Source organism: Microbacterium sp. (genome assembly GCF_052102115.1).
GTDB lineage: Bacteria > Actinomycetota > Actinomycetes > Actinomycetales > Microbacteriaceae > Microbacterium.
The window spans coordinates 1-13,188 of sequence record NZ_JBQDVP010000003.1; the positions used below are offsets into that span (position 1 = coordinate 1).

Annotated in this window: 14 protein-coding genes and 2 pseudogenes; 10 read left to right on the top strand and 6 right to left on the bottom strand. The window is 65.6% G+C overall.

Annotation, left to right across the window (positions count from 1 at the left end; all coding sequences use genetic code 11):
* The 5 genes from ACTICP_RS01625 to ACTICP_RS01645 all read left to right on the top strand — a co-directional run.
* Positions 1-164: winged helix-turn-helix domain-containing protein (locus ACTICP_RS01625; RefSeq protein WP_441889090.1), on the top strand; the 164-nt coding region annotated here is incomplete at its 5' end.
* 437 nt (positions 165-601) lie between these two features.
* Positions 602-1,315, top strand: coding sequence for a TetR/AcrR family transcriptional regulator (locus tag ACTICP_RS01630; protein ID WP_441888857.1), 714 nt, complete (start codon positions 602-604; stop codon positions 1,313-1,315).
* The gene (locus tag ACTICP_RS01635) at positions 1,312-2,238 is read left to right on the top strand and encodes an ABC transporter ATP-binding protein (protein WP_441888859.1); all 927 of its coding nucleotides are present in this window, start codon (positions 1,312-1,314) and stop codon (positions 2,236-2,238) included. The genes ACTICP_RS01630 and ACTICP_RS01635 overlap by 4 nt, the downstream gene beginning before the upstream one ends.
* A complete protein-coding gene (locus tag ACTICP_RS01640) occupies positions 2,235-3,059 on the top strand; it encodes an ABC transporter permease subunit (RefSeq protein ID WP_441888861.1) in 825 nt (274 codons plus the stop codon). The genes ACTICP_RS01635 and ACTICP_RS01640 overlap by 4 nt, the downstream gene beginning before the upstream one ends.
* 217 nt (positions 3,060-3,276) lie before the next feature.
* Complete coding sequence (locus tag ACTICP_RS01645) at positions 3,277-3,573, top strand: hypothetical protein (RefSeq protein WP_441888863.1); 297 nt, start codon at positions 3,277-3,279, stop codon at positions 3,571-3,573.
* Here the strand turns inward: ACTICP_RS01645 and nhaA are convergent.
* The 3 genes from nhaA to ACTICP_RS01660 form a co-directional block, all read right to left on the bottom strand.
* Positions 3,558-4,901 carry a Na+/H+ antiporter NhaA gene (nhaA, locus tag ACTICP_RS01650; RefSeq protein WP_441888865.1) on the bottom strand — a complete coding sequence of 448 codons (1,344 nt, stop codon included), beginning with the start codon at positions 4,899-4,901 and terminating at the stop codon, positions 3,558-3,560. The two genes, ACTICP_RS01645 and nhaA, sit on opposite strands and share 16 nt — an antisense overlap.
* 109 nt (positions 4,902-5,010) lie before the next feature.
* Positions 5,011-5,415 (bottom strand): hypothetical protein, encoded by a 405-nt coding sequence (locus ACTICP_RS01655; protein ID WP_441888867.1) that lies wholly within the window; start codon positions 5,413-5,415, stop codon positions 5,011-5,013.
* A gap of 89 nt (positions 5,416-5,504) precedes the next feature.
* Positions 5,505-6,716: a glycosyltransferase gene (locus ACTICP_RS01660; RefSeq protein WP_441888869.1), complete on the bottom strand. Its 1,212-nt coding sequence runs from the start codon at positions 6,714-6,716 to the stop codon at positions 5,505-5,507.
* A gap of 968 nt (positions 6,717-7,684) precedes the next feature.
* On the opposite strand from ACTICP_RS01660, the gene ACTICP_RS01665 reads away from it, so the two are divergent.
* Positions 7,685-7,897 carry a hypothetical protein gene (locus ACTICP_RS01665; RefSeq protein WP_441888871.1) on the top strand — a complete coding sequence of 71 codons (213 nt, stop codon included), beginning with the start codon at positions 7,685-7,687 and terminating at the stop codon, positions 7,895-7,897.
* A 70-nt stretch (positions 7,898-7,967) separates the two neighbouring features.
* Here the strand turns inward: ACTICP_RS01665 and ACTICP_RS01670 are convergent, their stop codons facing one another.
* Positions 7,968-9,452, bottom strand: a complete 1,485-nt coding sequence (locus ACTICP_RS01670) for a recombinase family protein (protein WP_441888873.1) — start codon at positions 9,450-9,452, stop codon at positions 7,968-7,970.
* A 53-nt stretch (positions 9,453-9,505) separates the two neighbouring features.
* On the opposite strand from ACTICP_RS01670, the pseudogene ACTICP_RS01675 reads away from it, so the two are divergent.
* From ACTICP_RS01675 to ACTICP_RS01685, 3 genes and pseudogenes are all read left to right on the top strand, one after another.
* Positions 9,506-9,703, top strand: a pseudogene (locus ACTICP_RS01675) (AAA family ATPase); the annotation flags it as partial.
* Between the two features lie 69 nt (positions 9,704-9,772).
* Positions 9,773-10,970, top strand: a pseudogene (locus tag ACTICP_RS01680) (IS3 family transposase).
* A 110-nt stretch (positions 10,971-11,080) separates the two neighbouring features.
* A complete protein-coding gene (locus tag ACTICP_RS01685; protein WP_441888875.1) occupies positions 11,081-11,356 on the top strand; it encodes a hypothetical protein in 276 nt (91 codons plus the stop codon).
* A 167-nt stretch (positions 11,357-11,523) separates the two neighbouring features.
* Here the strand turns inward: ACTICP_RS01685 and ACTICP_RS01690 are convergent, their stop codons facing one another.
* Positions 11,524-11,979, bottom strand: coding sequence for a MarR family winged helix-turn-helix transcriptional regulator (locus ACTICP_RS01690; protein ID WP_441888877.1), 456 nt, complete (start codon positions 11,977-11,979; stop codon positions 11,524-11,526).
* 54 nt (positions 11,980-12,033) lie between these two features.
* Here ACTICP_RS01690 and ACTICP_RS01695 point away from each other — a divergent pair, with 54 nt between their 5' ends.
* Entirely contained in the window at positions 12,034-12,648 is a 615-nt protein-coding gene (locus ACTICP_RS01695) for a hypothetical protein (RefSeq protein WP_441888879.1), read from the top strand.
* 3 nt (positions 12,649-12,651) lie between these two features.
* On the opposite strand, the gene ACTICP_RS01700 is transcribed toward ACTICP_RS01695, so the two are convergent.
* Positions 12,652-13,149 carry an HNH endonuclease gene (locus tag ACTICP_RS01700; protein WP_441888880.1) on the bottom strand — a complete coding sequence of 166 codons (498 nt, stop codon included), beginning with the start codon at positions 13,147-13,149 and terminating at the stop codon, positions 12,652-12,654.
* Positions 13,150-13,188: the final 39 nt, after the last annotated feature.

Sequence of the window (13,188 nt, forward strand, 5' to 3'; positions counted from 1 at the left end):
CCATCCTCACCACCATCTGGGGCACCGAACACGCCGAAGACACCGGCTACCTCCGTCTCTACGTCTCCCAATTGCGACGCAAGCTCGAAGAAGACCCCACAAGCCCGGTGCATCTCCTGACCGAGCCCGGCATGGGCTACCGTCTCGACGGCATGACCACCTGACTTTCAGGACGTCCCGCGACGATGAGTATGCTCAAACACCATCGGCCCCCAATCGCCGTCTCTCGCCACGCTCGACCAGCGTTCAGTGCACCAGGATCGACCGCTTCCGCAGGGCGGAAACGTGGCAACATCCTGGCAACCAACGCTGACGACGAGACTCTCCGCGACGCACGCGAGATCGCTGCAAACACGGGCAGAAACAGGGTCGGTCACGTCCTTCCGTGGGAAGGTGATTCCCCTCACGGCTCACGGCGGTAGTTCACACGCCATGTGCCGCCTCGGTTGACCGATAGCAACATGCGGTCCGGTACAAGCGCACCCATCTTTGCTTCCGCAGTCCGGTAGACGGACTACATGTTCCGTGCGTACCAGAGCGGAAGTCTTATCTGGGGCCGTTCCTTGCCTGTCGAGGCTTGGCAGGCGGTCACGCGAGAGGTATGGGCTTGGTAAACGCTAAATGCCCATATAGTCTGCTAAATGTGCAGTCAGCATCCGGGGCCTCTGACCTGACGGGGCGTGCTCGTATCCGCGATGCGGCGATCGAGCTGTTCGCCGCTGCCGGGTTCGACAAGACGAGCGTGAAGGCGATCGCGGAGGCCGCCGGGGTCAGTCCTGGTCTGGTGATTCATCATTACGGTTCAAAGGACGAGTTGAAGCGCGTCTGCGATGAGCATGTCATGGCCAAACTGCTCGATGAGCGATTCGCGTCGGTGAGGGCGCCCTCCCCGGATGTGGTCCGGGCGCTTCTGGTTGAAGCGGCGAGTGCAGGGGCGAAGTTCAACTACATCGCTCGCCTGCTTGTCGAACCAGGAAAGGCCGGTGATGAGCTGTTCTCCCGGCTGGTAGCGCGCACTGAGCAGAACTTGTCTGAAGGGCGTGAGTCGGGTTCGATCAGGCCTGCGTCTGATCCCGAGGCGACTGCGATGCTGGTCACCGTGTTCGGTCTTGCGCAGTTCATGATGCGTGATCGCTTCGCGCAAGTCTTGGGGTCTGACCTGTTCTCTGCTGAGGGTGCGGCGCGACTCACGGTCCCGACTCTCGAGATCCTGACGGAGGGTCTCTACGCCGACACTGGGCTGCTTGAAACGGCTCGAAACGCTCTTGCAGGGCAGAGCAACACTGACTCGGACGAGGGAGAGGGTGACGTATGACCGCCGTCATTGAGACACGCGAACTGCAGAAGAAATACGGTAAGCACCTCGCCGTCGATGGCATCGGCCTGCGCGTCGAACAAGGTTCGGTGTTCGGACTGATAGGGCCGAACGGTGCAGGCAAGACGACAGTGTTGCGGATGCTCGTCGACGTCATCCGCCCCACCGCTGGGGAGCTGAGCGTGCTCGGTGTCGCGCCGCGCCGCGCCAGTACAGCGCTGCGCCGTCGTATCGGTTACCTTCCCGGCGAGCTGAAGCTGTCAGAGCGTATCCGAGGCGGCGCGCTCTTGCATCACCTGGCTCAGATCAGCGGTCCGGTCAAGCCGGGCACGATCGAAGGCTTGGCTGAGCGTTTGGGGCTTGACTTGAGCCGCCCAGTGCGTGCGTTGTCGAAAGGGAACCGGCAGAAACTGGGTTTGGTTCAGGCGTTCATGCATCGACCCGAGTTGTTGATTCTCGACGAGCCGACCAGCGGTCTCGATCCCCTGGTGCAGCGCGAGTTCTTGGCGATGGTGCGTGAGGCGCGTGAGGCGGGCCAGTCGATTCTGCTGAGTTCACATATCCTGACGGAGATTCAACACACCGCCGATGACGTGGCTGTGCTCGCCGCCGGCAGGATCGTCGCCCAGGGTGATGTGTCGGCTCTGCGACTCTCCAGCTCCGCCCGCATGAGCGTCGTGCTCGCAGACACCACGGCCGACGCGGCGCGGGCGGTGCTCTCCGCGTTGCCGATGCTGGATGACCTCGACGCGGAGTCGGCCGCGGCGGGCGAGCTGGTGAGAGTGAAGGCCACCATCCGAGGGGAGGCCGACACGGTCGTGAAGGCGCTGGCGCAGTTCACCGTGCGCGACCTGACCATCGAAGAACCCGACCTCGAAGAGTCGATCCTCGATCTGTACGCCCGAACGGACGGCACCAGTTGACCACGGCGACGATCACACGAACCTCCAGGCCCGAGGCCCCGATCTTCTCCCGACAACTGTTGGACGGCTGGCGGGGGCAACTCGGCTGGTCGCTCGGCATCGCGGCTGTGATCGGCCTGTACCTTCCGTTGTTCCCCTCTCTGCAATCGCCCGCGCTGACGCAGCTGATCGGTAGCCTTCCCACTGAGCTGGTGAACACCCTCGGATTCGATCAGGTCACGACCGGAGCGGGCTACACGCAAGCATCCTTCTTCGGTCTTCTTGGCTTCGTCCTCGCAGCTATCGCCAGCATTTCCTGGGGCACTGCTTTCATTGCAGGCTCGGAAGAGACCGGACGACTCGAACTCACCCTCGCGCACGCGGTGGGACGCGCACAATACGCACTTGAAAGCGCGGCGGCACTCATCGTCAAAGGGCTCGCCCTCGGTGTGGTGGCATTCCTGCTGATCCTCGTAGTGAACGCCCCCGCAGAACTCGCCCTATCAGCCACGAACCTTCTCGCCGTCACACTGGCCTGGACAAGTCTCAGCCTCCTCTCCGGTCTCGCCGCCCTCGCGCTCGGCGCCCTCACCGGGCGGCGATCCTGGGCGATCGGAGTAGGAGCCGGGATCGCCCTCCTCGGCTACGTCCTCGATGCCATCGGAGCCACCAACGACGGCCTCGCCTGGCTGTCTAACGTTTCGCCTTACCACTGGGCATTCGGCAACACCCCGCTCGCGGACGGCTTCGACTGGGGAGGTCTGGGCCTGCTATGGAGCCTGACAGCGTTACTCATGGGCACTACCGCCTGGGCGCTGTCCCGCCGCGACGTACTGGGGTAGCCGCTCTAATGAGCGTGGCCGTGACTCATGGTTTCCCTCCTTTGCCAGCTCAGCCCTCCCCGTGTAAGGCCGTTTATCGCGCATCAGACAGCCTCGCGCCGACCCATCAATCCGCTCGCCCATGACCGCATCACGATCCATATCGTGCGCGGCGGCTCGGTGGTTTTCACCAGCGGAGGCCTACAACAACCGATGGGTATCGTTGAGGCGGCCGTGGATGCTGTCGGCGGGCATCGCCGTCCCGGCGGCGTGGATCGCGACCCTCACGCGCTCCCTGCCGGCTGCGGCCGGCGGCGCGATCGCGCTCGTCGTGATCGCGCAGGTCGGTGCTCTCACCGGCACTGGGAGCTGGATGCCGCTGGCTGCGCCCACGCTGTGGGCAATGTCGCACGGTGCCGCAGTCGCGCCGGTGCAGCTCGCCCTCCCCGGGGTCGTCGCGCTCGCGTTCGCAGGCTGGCATGCGTCAGCTCGACCGCTGACACGTGGGGCCGGTGTGTTCTATGGGCGCTGGTAGACGTCGGGGATGCCATCGCCGTCCTCGTCGACTGCTTCGGCCTGCGCGATCCGGCGGTAGCGGCGGTTTCGGCTGGTGAGCAGGATCGACGCGATCGCGGCGGCGAGCACGGAGGCGAGCAGGATCGCGACCTTGGCATGGTCGTGGTGCGGATCGGTCGCGGTGAAGCTGAGTTCGGTGACCAGCAACGACACGGTAAACCCGATACCCGCGAGCAGACCGACCCCGACCAGGTCAATCCATCGCAGGGCCGGGTCGAGGCGGATACCACGGATGCGGGTGGTCAGCCAGGTAACCGCCACGATGCCGACCGGTTTGCCCACGACCAGCGCGAGAACAATGCCGATCGTGACCGGGTCGGTCAGCGCAGAGAGGAACCCGTCGATGCCGCCGAGGGCGACCCCGGCGGAGAAGAACGCGAACACGGGGACCGCGAACCCGGCCGACAGCGGCCGGAACCGGTGCTCGAACACCTCCGCCAGTCCCGGCTCCGTGTCGGGGACGTGGTCGCGGCGGCGGTGAAGGACAGGGATGGTGAAGCCGAGCAGCACCCCGGCGATGGTGGCGTGGATGCCTCCGGCGTGGACGAATGCCCAGGCGATGACGCCGATGGGCAGCAGGATCAGCCACGCTGCGGCGGGCTTGAGGTGGAAGAACTGGCGATACCGCTGGGCGAGCACCGCATACACCGCGATCGTGAGCAGGCCCAGCAGCAGTGGGATGATATCGATCGTGTCGGTGTAGAAGACCGCGATGATCGTGATCGCGATGAGGTCGTCCACGACGGCGAGGGTGAGGAGGAAGATCCGCAGCGGGCTCGGCAGGTGCGAGCCGATCAGAGCGAGCACCGCGACCGCGAACGCGATGTCGGTCGCGGTCGGGATCGCCCACCCGTGCACCAGCGCCGGGTCCTGCCCGACGATCGCGAGGTAGAACAGCGCCGGCACGGCCACGCCGCCGGCCGCGGCCGCGACGGGGACGATCGCGGTGGAGAAACGGCGCAGGTCGCCGGCGACGAACTCTCGTTTGAGTTCGAGACCGACCAGGAAGAAGAAGATCGCCAACAGCCCATCCGCCGCCCACGCGCCCAGGCTCAGTTGCAGGTGCCACGGCTCGTACCCAATCTCGAAGTCCCGCAGCGCGAAGTACCCGTCCGCCCAGGGCGAGTTCGCCCACACGATGCCGACCGCGGCCATGAGCACGAGCAGCGCACCGCCGACCGTCTCCTTGCGCAGCAGGGAACCGATGCGCCGGGCCTCGGCATAGGTCCCGCGGGCGGGGAATGTGGCACGCTCCGGCGTGCGGCGGGCAGGGCGACGAGAAGTCATAGGCGGATCCGATCAGGGTCGACAAGAGACAGAATGTGTCGACCAGGCTTCCCGACGCGCCACACCCAGCCTACCGCGCCGCGTCTCACGTCATCCTGGACATGGCCGCTCAGATGTACTCGCTGCTCGCCACGTGACGGATGCTCTCGTTACGGATCTCACTCCAGTCAAGAGCAGCAGCACCAGCGAGCCCGGCCGGTTGCCGCGACAGCTCCTCCAGCCGTTCCCGCAGGAGTTCCTGGTCGTCCGGGACAGACTCGTCCAGGCCGGAGACGTCGAGGAGAACGACGTCGACGTCACGGCCCGCCCGTAGTTCGATCTCCGTATGCAGCCGGGTCGCGACGGCCCGCGCAAGACGGTGCAGAGCCGGGCTTATGGCGGGGTCGGCCCGGTAGGCCAGGAGCAGGTGACGCAGGTTCGGGCGGGCTCGGCACGCTTCGAATGCCGCGTGTGCCGCGGTCTTCAACGCCGCCCGTTCGGCGCGTCTGCCGGCCGTGTCGCGGAGGTCGCTCACCCACACGATCGTTCGGGCCGGCTCTGACCGCGCAGGTTTGCAGACGGGCGGTGGGAGGAGCGGCTCGCCCAGGAGCAGGACGGCGCCGGTCATGACGCACCCGTGCCAGCCGCGATCCGGGTGATGACGGCGGCTGCTGTCGCCGGGCCGTTTTCGGCTCGCATCTTCTCGGCAACACGGTCGACGGCTGGCCGACGGTCGACCGCGTCCGCGATCGCCGCCTGGACACGGTCCGCGGTGAGGCGGTCTCGATCAAGTGGCGGGCCGGTGAGCCCGGATCGGTGCAGGAGCCGAGCCCAGAACGGCTGGTCCGCGAGGAACGGGACCAGCACTGACGGGGTTCCGGCGCGAGCGGCAGCGTGGACAGTGCCGGCCCCACCGTGGTGGATCGCGACCGCCGCGTGAGGGAGCACCGCGGCGTGCGGCACTGCCGACACGACCAGCACGTCGCCCCCCAAACACCGCTGCGGGGGTTCCAAGCCACCCCAGCCCGTCGCCAGCAGAACCCGGAGCCCTGCCCGCCGTCCGCCGTCGACGATCGCTTCGGCGCGTGTCGCGGCGTCCCCGCCGCGCATCGACCCGAACCCGGCATACAGAAACGGAGCGTCGCTGGCGGCGAAGTCCCGCACCGCCGCATCCAGGTTGCCCTCGGGCGACGGCTGGCGTGGCCAGTCGCCCGTGAGATGGGTGGTGGTCGGCCAGTCCGCAGGACGCGGCAGCAACGTCGGGCTCACCGCGACCAGCGACCCCGCCGGCGGAAAGAGGTTCTGCGAGCCGGAGAGGCCAAGGCGCTGCCGCGCCGTGCGGATGTCTGCCCTGAACATGCGCTCGCCCACGGCGGCGGCTCGATAGCTGAGCCGGTTGATCGCCGATCCGAGGGAGTGGTTTAGCACCCCGGCGGCAGGGAACTCGCCCGTCGGACTCAACACCGGGGTCAGCTCGACCGTGAGATACGGGACCCCCAGGTGCTCGGCCACGATGGGCACCGTGAGGAGCTTGGGGTGGGCAACAATCACATCCGGTCGCCAGTTGACAGCCTCATCCATCGCGCGGCCCAGGATCGTGCGCATCGCCGGACGGATGTGCTCACGAAACGCTCGCATCCCGCTGACATCGGCAACAACCCGCCCGAGGTCAGCGAAGCTCACCCCGAGACTCACCGAATCAACATCGCTCCCCGTGTCCGGGTCATCGGGCGCAGCGACCCGCACGACGTGCCCCGCTTCACGCAGCACTGACGCCAGTGAGAAGAAGGGCTCCACATCACCGCGGCTGCCAGCCGTCGCTAGGAGAAAGCGCATCGGCCGGCCCCCTACCAGTGCCTCAGCCATCGCTGTTCTCTCCGAGGTGCCGAAATGCCAGCGCATTCGCGCATCCGCGGGATTGATGCGCGGATGCACTGCGCCTCGGCAACCGCCTTGCAGGTCATGGGTCTCCTCTGGTCGTACCGCCGACCCGACAGGCCGGCGCCGATGTCGACCAGACTTCCCGACGCGCCGCCCGCCAGCCTACGCCAACAGCGCCCAAGAATCTCGAAGCACCGCCGTCTGATTGGCTCGGCGGAATGAACAATCATTCGGGCGGCAGAGCGCAGCTAACGGCGTAAGGGATGCTGAACCGAAGACGTAGCTCGGCGGCAGCTACTACACATTTCATGTGCTTGCTCATGCGCTAGGGACCGCGTAGGAGCGTGTGTCGGCGTGGAGTAGTCCACAGGTGACCTTCGAAGAAACTGCGGAATCATTCGGCGGAATGTTGATTCACGATTCCGTGCGCGAAGGCGAACAGGGCAGTTCAACTCCCACGTCGGTGAATCGCCCGTTACGGCGACACCGCAACGCGCTGGCTTGCGGACCGAGCCGGCCGTCGTGGCGCAGGTGAACCGGATGGGCTCCGTACCTATCCCAGTGACGACACCTCTGAGTCGTCGGGAAGGAGACGATGTGCTCATGCTGAGCCCGAGCGTGCCTGAAAACAGGACGCCCCGCATGCGGGGCGTGTGCAAGGTACGGGTTGCTGCGGGGGTGCCGATTCGGCACCACCGTCTCATCTGGGAAAATCCGTTCTGCGGTGAACCGGATGGGAGTGCCGTCGGTGGTGTTGAATCAACACCACCGCGCAGCTTGCCGCGATCCGGCATGTTGCCGGGCTTGGTGGTTGGGATTCTCAACCGCCGCGTGGTCCCTGATTGAGTTGCGTGAGCACATATAGTAGCTCAAGATAGCCGTGAATACTAGATGTTGTGGTTTGGGTTCCGCACCTACTGGGTATGGACACGATCACAGACACCACACACGGCACGTCTACGAGACAGGTACGGACCCCATCCCGCCGCACCGCGCAGGCACCGGGGAACCTCCCGCCGGGCTTCGACGTGGAGGCGTTCACTCGGGAGGCGTGCGTGAGGTCGGGGGTGTCGTTCGCGGTCACCGATCCGGTGGCGCTGTCGAAGCTGCGCGTCCTCACCCGCTCCGACACTTGAACCCCTGGTAGGTGCGACCGTCAGGCGCAGGAGCTCCGATTCTCCTGCGCCTGACGGTCGTGCTCATAGCTCAGGCTTTGAAGGTGAGGTCTACGCGTTCGGGCCGGAACCTGGCCCCGCGTTTGCCGGGTTCTGCGGGTTTGACGATGAGGGTGTCGATCAGTGCGGCGATGATCGCGCGTTTCTGCGGGATCGACCACTCCTCATCCCACGCGTGCCGGAGTGCCTGTTCGTCTCCGATGGGGATGCCCTTGAGCGCGGAGGACTTCGCGTTACGCCCGAGGACGAGTTCGGCGTTGGTGATGGTTGCGGTGGCGGCGGTCTTCGCGGCGTGGAGTTCGGTGCGGGAGAGCAGCCCGGCTCCGTAGTCGCGGGCCATGTCCTCCATGCGCTGCCTCGCGGCGGTGATCTGCTCCATCGCCGCACTGACTCCCGCATCCTCACCCGGTGCGGCGGCAGGCAGGGTGGTCGCGGCGAGGCGTGTGATCATCGCCTCACTCACGAGGGTTTCGATGCCGTGTGCGGTCACGACGAGTCCGCCACGCTCGGGCCTGCCGGGGAGGGGGAGGCAGCGGTAGAAGCGTCGCTTCCCGATCGACGTCTCACCCCGGTGGAGCCCTGAGGAGACAAGGGTGTTGCCGCATTTGGCGCAGGTGATCAGCCCCGCGAGGAGGCTTTTGGATGAGCGGCCCACGCGCCGGTCGGGGTGGTTGAACACCGCCCGGATACGCGCTGTCTCCTCCGGGGTGATGATCGCCTCCCAGTTCCCCGGCCCCAGGATCGCCCGGTCACGTCGTTCCCACGTCGCGGTCGTCTTCGACGCCGGTTCGTAAGCGCGTTGCCCGGAGATCCTGGCCGAGCACAGGATCGACCCGACCGTGCTCTCGTGCCACACGTTCAACCGACTCTTCCCCTTCGACGGCGGCACCGGCCCGCCGTCACGGTTGAGCCACCTCGTGATCTGCCGCACCGACTGACCTGCCAGGAACCGGTCAGCCATCTCCCGGATCACGGCGGCTTCTTCGGGGATGAGGACGCCTCCGATGCCGTACCCGTACTTCGCGCCGCCGTGCCAGTCACCGCGCTCGGCCTTCTGCTGGTTCGCGCGCCGGATGCGGTCTGCTTTGTGGCCTGACTCGTAGGAAGCGATCGCGACCAGCTGCCGCGCCATCAACCGCCCTTCGTGGGTGTTGAGGTCGAACGCGCCGCCCTTGACGGTCTCGATGCGGATCGGGTGTGTTTCCACGAGGTCGATGAGGTCTTCCAGCTCGCGGGGGCGACGGTAGAGCCGGTCCACATGCCACGCCACGATCCGCGACGGCCCCAGCTTCACCCGCTCCAACAGCTCCAAGTAGCCGGGGCGCTTCTTGCCCGAGTACGCGGAGATGTCGTTGTCCATAAAGATCGCCGGATCGGTGATCCCGAGCCTCGCGCACATCTCTAGGCAGTCCTGCCGTTGCCGCTCGACTCCGGCCTCCGCGCCGGTACGATCTTCGGAGATGCGCAGGTACACCACGACCTGCTCCACGCCGTTGCTTGCTGTTGTGCCGTCCATGACGACCTCCCTTGTTGCCTGGTAGGTACGCCGGTCAAACCCGACACGTCGACAAAACCACCACCATGCAAGCCCTCCACACGGCATGGGAAAGACGCCACGGCAAAGGCTCAGTCATCGGACTCGCGCCGTCGGCTGCAGCAGCCGACGTCCTGGCCGGTGATTTGGGGGTAGCGACGGAGAACACAGCGAAGTGGCTCCACGAACACCGCCACGGCAACTGGAACCTCATGCGTGGTCAGCTCGTCATCGGGACTGCTGCACGGATAGGTGACATCTGAGGTGGCTAGCCCGGAGGGCTGGCCTGGAAGGATGTCATCATGCCCAAGCCGTTTCCCAAGGAGTTCCGTGACGACGTGGTTCGTGTCGCGCAGCAGCGTGATCCGGAGGTCACGCTCGCGCAGATCGCGAAGGACTTCGGTGTTCATGTCGGGACGCTCGACAAATGGATGCGTCAGGCTCGTATTGAGGATGGCGAGCAACCCGGTGTGACGCGCTCGGAGAGCGACGAGGTGCGAGAGCTGCGCAAGCGCAACCGGCTCCTCGAGCAGGAGAACGAGATTCTCCGGCGGGCGGCAGCGTATCTGTCGCAGGCAAATCTGCCGGGAAAAGGTTCTACCCGCTCGTGACAGAGCTCGCCGCTGACGGGATCCCCGTCACGGTGACGTGCCGGGTTCTCAAGCTCTCCCGCCAGCCGTACTACCGGTGGCTGCAGGATCGTGTCTCCGATGCGGAATTGATCGAGGCTTATCGTGCGAATGCTCTGTTCGACGCGCATCGGGATGACCCCGAGTTCGGGCACAGGCTCCTCGCGGACCAGGCCCGTGAGGAGGGTGAGCCGATGTCGGATCAGACGGCGTGGAAGATCACCTCGGCCAACGGTTGGTGGAGCGTGTTCGGGAAGAAGCGCGGCCGCAACGGCAAGAAACCCGGCCCAGCCGTCCATGACGATCTCTGCACCGTCACTGATGAGAACGGAAGGGTCAGACACGAGTTCATCGCGGACGGTCCGAACCGGCTCTGGCTGACCGATATCACCGAGCACAAGACCGCAGAGGGCAAGCTCTACCTCTGCGCGATCAAGGATGTGTTCGGGAACAAGATCGTCGGGTACTCGATCGACTCGCGGATGAAGTCAAGCCTGGCCGTCCGAGCGCTCGAGAACGCTGTTCAGATGCGTGGCGACGTCGCCGGCTGCGTGGTTCACAGCGACCGAGGCAGCCAAGCCAATTTCGAAGCAGGAAGTTCTTGCGTGCTCTGACCCGACACCGCCTGGTCGGATCGATGGGCCGAGTGGCCTCGTGCGGAGACAACGCCGCGATGGAATCGTTCTTCGCCCTGTTGCAGAAGAACGTCCTCGACCGCCGCTCCTGGACGACTCGTGAGCAGCTACGCATCGCGATCGTGACCTGGATCGAACGGACCTATCACCGGCGTCGCCGGCAGGCTTCGCTCGGGCGTTTGACGCCGATCGAGTTCGAAGCCATCATGAACACGACCGTCGCACTGGCGGCGTGACTAGAACCGTCACCTATCCGTGCAGCAGTCCCCAGTGGCGTCGAGCTGATCTATGTGGACGGTTGAGCTTTGACCAGAGCTGGCCGAAATCTCACGCCACGAAGAAGCAGATGACGACGCACGGTGCCCTGCGCGACGCCGAAGTGCGCGCCGACCTTGGCCAACGTCAGGCCCGACAGATACATCTCAGCGGCACGCACTGCCTGTTCGGCGGTGAGGCCCTGATTGCGGATCCGGACCCCAGACCTGCGGAGATGCTTCATCATGACCGCCCGGTCGAGATTGTATTCTTCAGCGATGTCTCGGGCAGCCCTACCAGACTCGTACTCGCGCCGCAGAAGGAGGACGAACCCTGGAGTGTACGAGGTTGGAGCTTTCTCAACTGATCGGGAAACACGGCCCCGAGAATCCAGAACGACCCCAATCTCGCCCGCCATGCGAACCATCTCAATTCCCGCTTTTGCCCGATAAATCAAGGATCTCAGAGGGCGGCGCGAGTTTGTAACTTTGTCCAGCCAGGAGCACGTCCTCACCGAGGCGCTAGCAGACGGCTCTACGCGCCCGGTGATTCCTGCTCGGCGATCCGCTGCGAGAGCGTCTGCATCCGCTGAAGCAGATCCTGCAGCTCCGCATCGCTGGAGTCTCCGAACCAGGCGTCGACGGCAGGGGTGAGGGCCTCGCGGATCGAGGCGAGGAGTTCGCGCCCGGTGGCGCTGAGGTGCACGCGCTTGCCGCGCGGGCTGCCGGGCTCGCGCTCGGTCGACACCGCATCGATGTCTTCCAGACGCGCGACGGCCTTCGACACTCCGGGCTGCTGGATGTCGATCGCCTGCGCGAGCTGGGTGATCGTCGCCCCCTCCGGATTCGCCTCCAAGTGGGTGAGGAGCGCCATCTGCGAGTACGAGAGGCCGAGCGGTGACAGCAGCGACGCCGCTCGCGATTGGAACAGCTGGCTGAGAATCCCCAGCTGCCTCACGAGTCCAGCCTGCAGGTGCTGTTGCATGTTCATTCCTAGGACTATAGGCTCAATCCGTAAATATTCCTTGGAATGTTAGGAAAGCTCATGTCTCACATCGAAGCCGTTCGTCCGACAGCATCCGCTCGCCCGCTCTCCACGTCACGATGGCGGGTGTTCCCGCTGTGGCTCCATTCCGTCCTGGTCGTACTCGCGCTCGCCCTGATGATGGGGGTGAACGGCGAACTGCAGAATCGCTACGACGCCACCGGATACCCGGTGACGTTCTTCGAAGGCCAGACGACGTTCTCCGGCACCGCGGTGAAGGGACACTGGGCAGAACTCGCGCAACTGGGCACGCTCGAGGCCTTCGCCCAGGTGCAGCAGTTCGATTTCATCTTCATGGCGTGCGTCGCGGCGTTCGGCGTGCTGGGCGGGCTGCTGATCGTGCGACTGACGAGCGGACGGCTCGGGCGCACGATCGGCTACACGACGGTCGTCGCCGCGATCACCGGAGCGCTGAGCGACGCGCTGGAGAACGTTGTCAGCTTCGTCATGCTCGCCGATCCCACGGGCTTCGCCGATGCCCTGGCGATCACGCACTCGGGGTTCGCCGTGCTCAAGTTCGCCGGAATGACCATCGCGATGCTCGCCGGCACCGTCGGTGCCGTCATCGTGATCATGCAGCTCGTGCGGAGCAGTCGCTCACGACGGGACGGATGAGCGTCACGCGGCGAGCGCGAGGTACGGCTCCCAGCACGGGTCGCTGCGTTCGGTACCGCGCACCGTCCAGCGTCCGCCGCTGGGCGGTCGCGGCATGAAGCGCAACTGCCAGTGCATCTCCTGCGGTGTGCGGTCGCCCTTGACGTTGTTGCAGCGCAGGCAGCAGGCGACCAGGTTCTCCCAGGAGTCCGCTCCCCCGCGCGAGCGCGGAAGCACGTGATCGACGGTGGATGCCGACTTGCCGCAGTAGCCGCAGCGGTGGTTATCCCGGCGCAGCACCCCGCGTCTGGTGACCGGCACCCGTCTGCTCAGCGGCAGGCGAACGTATCTCGACAGGATGATGACGGCCGGCCGATCATAGGAGGCGGCCGCGGCCCAGACCGGGTCATCCACGACACGTTCGATCACAGTGGCCTTGTCGTTCATCACGAGCACCAGGGCTCGTTTGAAGGACACCACCGCGAGCGGCTCGTACCCGGCGTTCAGAACAAGTGTGCGCATCGTCATCCTCTCGATCCGCCGGGACGGCTTCCCGGCACT